The sequence below is a fragment of the Martinezella lusitana genome (genome assembly GCF_900094565.1).
Taxonomy (GTDB): domain Bacteria; phylum Pseudomonadota; class Alphaproteobacteria; order Rhizobiales; family Rhizobiaceae; genus Rhizobium; species Rhizobium lusitanum.
The window spans coordinates 33880-41227 of the sequence record NZ_FMAF01000042.1; the positions used below are offsets into that span (position 1 = coordinate 33880).

Genomic DNA, 7348 nt, shown 5'->3' on the forward strand with positions numbered 1-7348 from the left:
TACAAAAGGAGGAGAATCCAATCAAATTATCAAATCTTACCGTGACCGTTCGCAAGTCTCGTCCCTTCCATCAGGCTCGCCGTATTGGTTTTGATTCAGTTAGGGAAAGCTATTTCGAAACAGAACTGTCGGGTTTCAGCTAGATTTGCGCCACTTTTTCATTTCGCATTGTACCACCTAGTTGCATTTAAGGTGTTGATCGAAAAGGCTTTGGTGCGCGGATCGTTGAAAGAACGGAATTCCGTCTTTGATGCTACGACTATGCGATAGCGAACTTGAGCCGGACGGATTTCGAGCGTGCGCATGCCAGCATTCGATTGAGCACTGCGCAGCTGAGGGCGACTTCCGTCTGCTGTGCTGCGAACGAGCGCGCTCTTAGCCGGCCGCCGATGATGGATTTGTAGCGACCGATCGCGGTCTCGACCAAGGATCGTTTGCCGTAGCCGGTCGCGGCCTGCCATTTCATCCGGCCATCAGCGTTGATCGTCGCGATATGTTGGTTTCGTTGATTGGTGGGATCGTCGTGCTGACGTTCTACCGCATTGGCACGCGGCGGGATAACTACCTCAGCATCGGCGGTGTGCCTGATGACGGCAGCGTAGGTCGGCTCACCGTCATAGGCTCCATCGGCCGTGAACTGCGCTATCGGCATGTCGATCTGGTCGAGTAGTGGCTCCACCTGCGAGGCGTCGCCGGCATCCCGGTCCGTCATAACGTGAGCGATGATGTCAGAGCTGTCGGCATCCAGCGCCAGATGCAGTTTCCGCCAAGCCCTACGGGATTTAACACCATGCTTTTCCTCCAGCCATTGGCCAGCGCCGTAGACCTGCAGCCCTGTGCTATCGATCAGGACGTGGACAGGCCCTTTCTCCGGGATGCGATCATCGTGCCGCTTGTTCGGCGCCTTCCGCTTACTGGCCCGACGGCTCAGGGTCGTGTGATCGGGAACGGCGAAATCCAGCCCAATCAGCTTCAGTACCGAGGTCAAGAAGCCTTCGGTCTGCCGCAGCCGCAAGCCGAACACCAGTCCCAGCGTCAGGGCAGTCTCAATCGCCAGATCGGAATAGCGCGGCTGGCCGCCGCGCGTCGTTCGCTTCGGCGCTCGCCAGGACGACAGTGCCTCGGGCGTCACCCAAAGCGTCAGACTTCCGCGCCGACGAAGGCCTGTCTCGTACTCCCGCCAGTTCGTGACTTTGAACTTCATCTTGCCAATACGATGGCGGCGGTAGGCGTTGTGCTTGAAAGGCATCGTTGCAAAAGCCAGGTTATTGCGATCGCAGGTCACCTACGACAACGCAATTAACGATCCGCGCACCAAGGCTCATTTCGAGCCGTTCTACTATTGGTCCCCTCCTAGCGATATGCCTCCAGACCAGGCAGAACCGGAATTGATATCGGCAGTCGCGGATCGATCTGAAGTTCAATTCCACTCGGTCGGCATTTACCTCGCTCCTGACAGCATCCCAGTTGGTACGTTGGAAATCGCCGTTGACGATGAAACCGGCGAAGCATGCGGCATAGTCAGTACGAGGGGAATGACGAGCGCTGCGACATGGACGAAAGCTGGGGCGAGCCTGGACGAGACAATCAAGACCTTCGTCGAAGCGATATCGATCGACAAGGATGCCCTCGTTGCCGTCAAATTGACGATGCCACCCCAGGCCTAGACGATGCCGTCAGCAAGGCGCTGATTGACTAGGATGTTTCACCGTTTTGGCGGTGGTCACTTTCTTGCGCGGCTTCTTCGGGATCACCCGGCCGAGAGCGTCCGTGCAGCCCGGCTGGGTGAAGTGGCAACTGACCGACGCTGGCGAGTGCCCGCCACCGCCCAGGCATGTCGATTGAGATTTCGTAAAATAGGGCGTCCGGCGCCCAGTCAGTCTCGCTGTGCCGGTGCCGCACGGCTTGTAGAAGGTTCCGACTTGCGTCTTGAGCCCGTATTCCTTGTAATATGTGACTTCATAATCGCGGCCAGCGGCTGCTTGCGCCTCGGTACCGGCGACGATTCCCAACGTCGTTATGGCAAGAAAAAGACCGAATCTCATGGATACTCTCCCTTAGACAGGCGGCGATCGTGACAGGTTTGGATAGTTTTTGCACCATCTTTGAAATGTTTCATCGAGGCCATAGATCCTGTTAACGCATGTGAGGCAAAGCTGAGGTCTTGCAAGGAGCTTTGTAAATCACGCGACGCGGTCGTCTCTGGTTGCCTCTTCACTCAGACCATCGATCTCATGAATTTACAGCTCCCCGTCTCCGATTCCGTGCCGACTCTCGCCGCGTTAGTCATCAGGAACCAAGTCATTCCTATTGTTCACTCGACGCCGTACAAAGAGCAGCACAAATGCCAAACAGGCGGTAGCGTAGCCACTAACCAGATACGGTGCGGCCACCCCGGCAATCTCCGCTAGTCCGGCCCCAAGTGGCGGGGCAGCCATCATCGCCGCTGCGCTGAGCCCTTCGCCTACCGCCGCAACGCGCCCTAAAAGTTCAAGTGGTGTCTCCTTCTGTAGCACCACTCGATAGGGAACGAAGAAACCTGCGCTGGCCAAACCTGTGGCAAATAGAAGTAGACAGAAGGCCGCAGCAGGAATCACGATATCGCCGCGCCCAACATGTCCCATGAAGGCAATTAGCAGCCCTCCGACAAGGCCCGAAGCGATCATCAGCTGAGAAGGGTCACGTTGTCCAAAGAATTGTTCGAGAAGCAAAGCACCAATTACTCCGCCGGCGCCTGCGGATGCCACGGATGCTCCAAGTAAGGCGCTCGAAAATCCAATTTCTTTGACTAAGAGTGCAATGAGTCCGTCGTACAGGAATATTAGGAAATAGCCGAGGGCCATTGCCAGAATGGAGGTGGCAAGGATCCAAGTCCTTTTGGCCCTTTTTTCCGTTTATATCGGACCCGAGCCGATATGAGTAACGCAAAGCGCCGTAGGGGTCCCGACGACTTTGATGGATCACCGCGAAATGTGAAGAAGGGTGAAAATAACGTGGAACTCAACAATCGCCTGCTGTTCCGCAGCCAGACTCTTTCAATCTCTGCTCGGCACGCTCTTTTTTAGAATACCTCTAACTCAATCAAGGCCGCATGAAACCTTTGCCATCTCGGCACGTTCATGTGACGGACCTGCCGCGGCGCAGCTGGCCCATGCCCCATAAGCGCCCGCGTAGGGAATCCCATGCCTGAATCCGTCAAGCTTGTCTCCATCGGGACTGCCGTCCCTCCTCATGTCATCGATCAGCGTGACGCCGCGCTCGCATCCCACCAAGCATTTTCGTCACGCTTTCCAGACTTCGAACGCCTCGCAAAAGTCTTCGAAAGTTCCGGTATCAGGCGTCGGTATGGCGTTCGTCCGCTCGACTGGTATCTCAAGACGCTAGGCTGGCCGGACAGGAACGACGCCTTCATCGAGGGCGCGAGCGCCCTGTTCGTGTCTGCAGCGACTAAGGCGTTGCAATTAGCCAACCTTTTGGCGGCGGATGTTGATACGATAGTTACCATTTCATCCACGGGCATCGCCACGCCGAGCCTTGAGGCGCGGGTCATTGCACAGATGGGATTTCGCGCTGATGTCGAGCGCGTTCCCGTTTTCGGGCTCGGTTGCGCCGGTGGTGTTTCGGGCTTTTCCATTGCGTCGCGACTAGCTGCGTCCAGGCCAGGCTCGGTCGTTCTGCTTGTCGCGGTGGAAACATGCACCCTTGCCTTTCGCATCGATAAGCTGACAAAAGCCAACATCGTCGCAACCGCTCTTTTCGGTGACGGTGCGGCAGCCTGCATTCTTCGTGCGACGAATGACGGCATCGCCGAAGTCGAGATGAGTGGCCAGCATACCTGGCCCGACACGCTGGACATCATGGGCTGGAGCGTCGAACCTGAGGGTTTGGGCGTGATCTTCGATCGGGCTATACCGCCGTTTGCCGAGGCGAACATTCATCCTGCCGTCGCGTCCATTCTGGCGCGCTCCAACCTGAAGATTGATAACGTCGACCGGTTTGCCTGTCATCCCGGCGGCGCGAAGGTTATCGATGCGCTGGAATCGGCGCTTGACCTTGGGCAGGGAACATTGAACCACGAACGCGATGTCTTGTCGGACTATGGAAACATGTCATCGCCAACGGCTTTGTTCGTCTTGGAACGGCTGATCTCCACCGGATTGCCGCGACGCACGCTACTCACCGCCTTGGGACCAGGATTTACGCTGAATTGCGCCTCCTTGAAGGCTGCGGCATGATCTGGCCGATCCTGCTGCTGACGGCGGTGACCCTTGAAAGGCTGGGCGAACTCTGGCTTGCCAGAAGCAACACGCAGATACTGATGGCAAGGGGAGCTGTCGAAGTTGCAGCCTCGCACTATCCGGCGATCGTCACTCTGCATGCTGCATGGCTCCTCGGGCTCTGGCTTCTCGCGTGGAATGCACCACTTAATATGGCATGGCTCGCAGTCTTCGTAGGTCTTCAGGTCTTGCGGCTCTGGACCCTGTCCACGCTTGGTCGGCGATGGACGACACGGATCATCATTGTACCCGGAGAGACGCTTGTGGTCGAAGGGCCCTACCGGTTTGTGCGGCACCCGAATTATGCTGTGGTGATCGGCGAGATCGCAGCTCTTCCGATGTGCTTTGATATGCCGCTTTATACACTCCTGTTCTCGATCGCCAATGCTCTGATCCTTGCCATACGCATCAAGGCCGAGAATGCAGCCCTTTCAGGATTGTCCCATGCAAAACCGGCCTGATCTCCCGCGCTCTGCCATCAACCCTCAGCTGGTGTGGACGGGTTTCATAGCCATGTGCGTCGGGATGTTCATGGCGATCCTCGATGTGCAGGTCGTTGCGACGTCGCTGCCGACGATCCAGTCGGCGCTTGACATCGATCCGGATCAAATGAGCTGGATCCAGACCTCCTACCTGATTGCCGAAGTGGTCGCGATTCCGCTGACCGGCTTTCTGACCCGACTGCTTTCGATGCGTTGGCTCTTCGTGACCGCAATAGCCCTATTCGTCTTTGCATCCATCGGCTGTGCGACCAGTGGGAGCTTTGGCGAACTGGTGGCCTGGCGTGTTCTCCAGGGGTTTTCAGGCGGAACACTGATCCCCTCCGTCTTCTCCGCCGTCTTCATTCTGTTTCCCAATGAGCGGCAAGCGGTCGCCACCACGATAGCCGGCGTGCTTGCCGTGCTAGCGCCGACGGTCGGCCCCATTGTCGGCGGCTGGCTGACGGAGACCTATTCCTGGCATTGGCTGTTTTTGATCAATATAGTCCCGGGTATCGTCTCGGCTCTTGTCGCCGGTCGTTTCTTGCCGCGGCAGCGGATCGATTTCTCTGAACTGCGCCATCTCGACGGCTTGTCGCTTGTGATGATGGCAACGGCTCTTGCCAGCCTGGAGCTGAGCCTAAAGGAGGCGCCGACGAGCGGCTGGACATCGTTGTATGTCATGAGCCTGCTTGCCCTGTTCATTGCCTCGGGATGCTTCTTCGTCTGGCGTGGCCTGCGCCAGGCTCGTCCGGTCATTGATCTCCATAATTTTCAAGACCGGAACTTTCTCGTCGGGTCTGTGCTGAGTTTCGTCCTCGGAATTGGCCTCTTCGGTTCCGTCTACCTGATGCCGGTTTTCCTGGCTTTTATCAGGGGACACAACGCGCTTGAAATCGGAGCGACTATGCTTGTCACGGGTATCGCGCAGCTGGTGACCGCACCGATCGCCGTGGCGTTGGAGAAACGCGTGGATGCACGTCTCCTGTCTGTCGCGGGCTTTGCGCTGTTTGCCGTCGGCCTAGGCATGAGTGCGTTTCAGGACCCCCGTTCGGATTTCGGTGCGATGTTCTGGCCGCAGATCATCCGAGGCGTCGCGATCATGTTCTGCCTGCTGCCGCCGACGCGGCTCGCACTCGGAACCCTGTCGCCGGACCGCATTCCTGATGCAAGCGGCCTGTTCAACCTGATGCGAAACCTCGGCGGCGCAATCGGCATCGCGTTGATTGATACCATCATCTACACGCGATCGGAGCCGCTCGGGCAAAAGCTGTGGGAGCGGCTTCAGAGCGGCGATGCCGAGACCGCCGCGTTCATAGGCGCGCCGGCGCAGATAATGGCGGGACACATGGGAGCCTTCGACGCCAATGCCACGGCCGTGCTCGACCCACTGATCCAGACGGCCGCAAGCGTCGAGGCCATGAACGAAGCATGGCTGAGCATCGCTATTCTGACCGGCTGCGCCATACTCTTCCTGCCCCTTGCGAGAAAGATAGAACCTCCGCAATAAGAGTGGAACTGAAGTGTCGCCAGATCGGATGCCGAAGAAGATGTGACTGCTATGCTCCTTATCCCGGCGCGGCTTCTCTCATATCAAGAGAATCGTTCAGACAAACGCGGAGATTATCAATGAGACGAGCCTCTATTCTCATAGTAGCCCTTCTGCTGGTCGCTGGTGCGACTAGCGCTGCCGACGCTCTTGTCGGAAACTGGAAGACTGAAAACGGCGAAGCGTCGTCCATCACCCCTTGCGGTTCGGGCTACTGCATCACCATCAAGACTGGAAAGTATGCAGGTCGCAAGATAGGCACCTTCAGCGAAAAGGACGACAGCTATCGCGGCCAGCTCACGGATCCAGAGACCAACAAGATCTACAGCGGCACGCTAAAAATCACGGGTCGCAGCCTCAGAATGCAGGGTTGCGTTATGAACGTGCTGTGCAAATCCCAGACTTGGACGCGGCTATAGGATCGTCGCTGTATCAGCCAAACGATGTCATATTTCGAAAATGACACGATCCATCGCGGGTTTCGGCAAGACCTCATCGTCGGGCTCGGTTAGCAACGCCGCTTCGGGGCTATGGCCTGCCGGAATGCTTTGCCACGATCCGCCGCCTGCCGGAGGCCCGCGCGGGCAAACCAAGCAAGCGGGAGTTCTTGCAGGTCCTCAGACTGCCGTAGGTCTTCCGGATGGATCAGTTGTCGCCGGGACCACGGAGCTCTAGTGCAGCACGATCAACTCCGGCGCCGTCAAATCGCTAGGCCCTGTTGACAAAGTCCGTGGTGATAGTGCGATAAGATCGCTCCATGGCGGAGGTTTTTGATGTCCACACTTGATCGAGAAATAAGACTTCGACTTAGTGTGCAACACGCGTTGCTTGGGGCAGTATCGTCGGCGCTAGCCGCTGTTACGTGCGGCTGGAATGGCAACGAGATTGTCCTCGAATTCTTGGTTGACTCGGACTTCAATGATGAAGATCGAGAACGTATGGAGGTAGTCGCATCTGAGGTCGTCGCGGATTTCGGTGATGAAGCGATAACGACTATCTTCACGTCACTACCTTCAGAAGGGCCGAAGATCCCAGTCGCTAAG

At 57.2% G+C, this 7348-nt stretch carries 9 protein-coding genes; 6 read left to right on the forward strand and 3 right to left on the reverse strand.

Annotation, left to right across the window (positions count from 1 at the left end; translation table 11 throughout):
* Positions 1 to 259: 259 nt before the first annotated feature.
* Positions 260 to 1249: an IS5 family transposase gene (locus tag GA0061101_RS35575; RefSeq protein ID WP_092577101.1), complete on the reverse strand. Its 990-nt coding sequence runs from the start codon at positions 1247 to 1249 to the stop codon at positions 260 to 262.
* Between GA0061101_RS35575 and GA0061101_RS39125 the strand changes: the two genes are divergently transcribed.
* Positions 1239 to 1667 (forward strand): hypothetical protein, encoded by a 429-nt coding sequence (locus GA0061101_RS39125; RefSeq protein WP_112440419.1) that lies wholly within the window; start codon positions 1239 to 1241, stop codon positions 1665 to 1667. The genes GA0061101_RS35575 and GA0061101_RS39125 overlap by 11 nt on opposite strands.
* Before the next feature lie 9 nt (positions 1668 to 1676).
* Here GA0061101_RS39125 and GA0061101_RS35580 read toward each other — a convergent pair whose 3' ends face one another.
* Positions 1677 to 2045, reverse strand: a complete 369-nt coding sequence (locus tag GA0061101_RS35580; protein WP_092577096.1) for a hypothetical protein — start codon at positions 2043 to 2045, stop codon at positions 1677 to 1679.
* A 237-nt stretch (positions 2046 to 2282) separates the two neighbouring features.
* Positions 2283 to 2843: an MFS transporter gene (locus tag GA0061101_RS35585; protein ID WP_037197865.1), complete on the reverse strand. Its 561-nt coding sequence runs from the start codon at positions 2841 to 2843 to the stop codon at positions 2283 to 2285.
* A gap of 339 nt (positions 2844 to 3182) precedes the next feature.
* On the opposite strand from GA0061101_RS35585, the gene GA0061101_RS35590 reads away from it, so the two are divergent.
* The 5 genes from GA0061101_RS35590 to GA0061101_RS39970 all read left to right on the forward strand — a co-directional run.
* On the forward strand, positions 3183 to 4235 hold the full coding sequence (locus tag GA0061101_RS35590; RefSeq protein WP_037197866.1) for a type III polyketide synthase: 1053 nt from the start codon (positions 3183 to 3185) through the stop codon (positions 4233 to 4235).
* On the forward strand, positions 4232 to 4738 hold the full coding sequence (locus tag GA0061101_RS35595) for an isoprenylcysteine carboxyl methyltransferase family protein (RefSeq protein WP_037197867.1): 507 nt from the start codon (positions 4232 to 4234) through the stop codon (positions 4736 to 4738). The genes GA0061101_RS35590 and GA0061101_RS35595 overlap by 4 nt, the downstream gene beginning before the upstream one ends.
* Entirely contained in the window at positions 4722 to 6266 is a 1545-nt protein-coding gene (locus GA0061101_RS35600; protein WP_037197868.1) for a DHA2 family efflux MFS transporter permease subunit, read from the forward strand. Before GA0061101_RS35595 ends, GA0061101_RS35600 begins: the two co-directional genes overlap by 17 nt.
* A 119-nt stretch (positions 6267 to 6385) precedes the next feature.
* Positions 6386 to 6724 (forward strand): DUF2147 domain-containing protein, encoded by a 339-nt coding sequence (locus GA0061101_RS35605; protein WP_037197869.1) that lies wholly within the window; start codon positions 6386 to 6388, stop codon positions 6722 to 6724.
* A 354-nt stretch (positions 6725 to 7078) separates the two neighbouring features.
* Positions 7079 to 7348, forward strand: a 270-nt coding sequence (locus GA0061101_RS39970; protein WP_092577103.1) for a MafI2 family immunity protein, incomplete at its 3' end; no start/stop codon positions are given.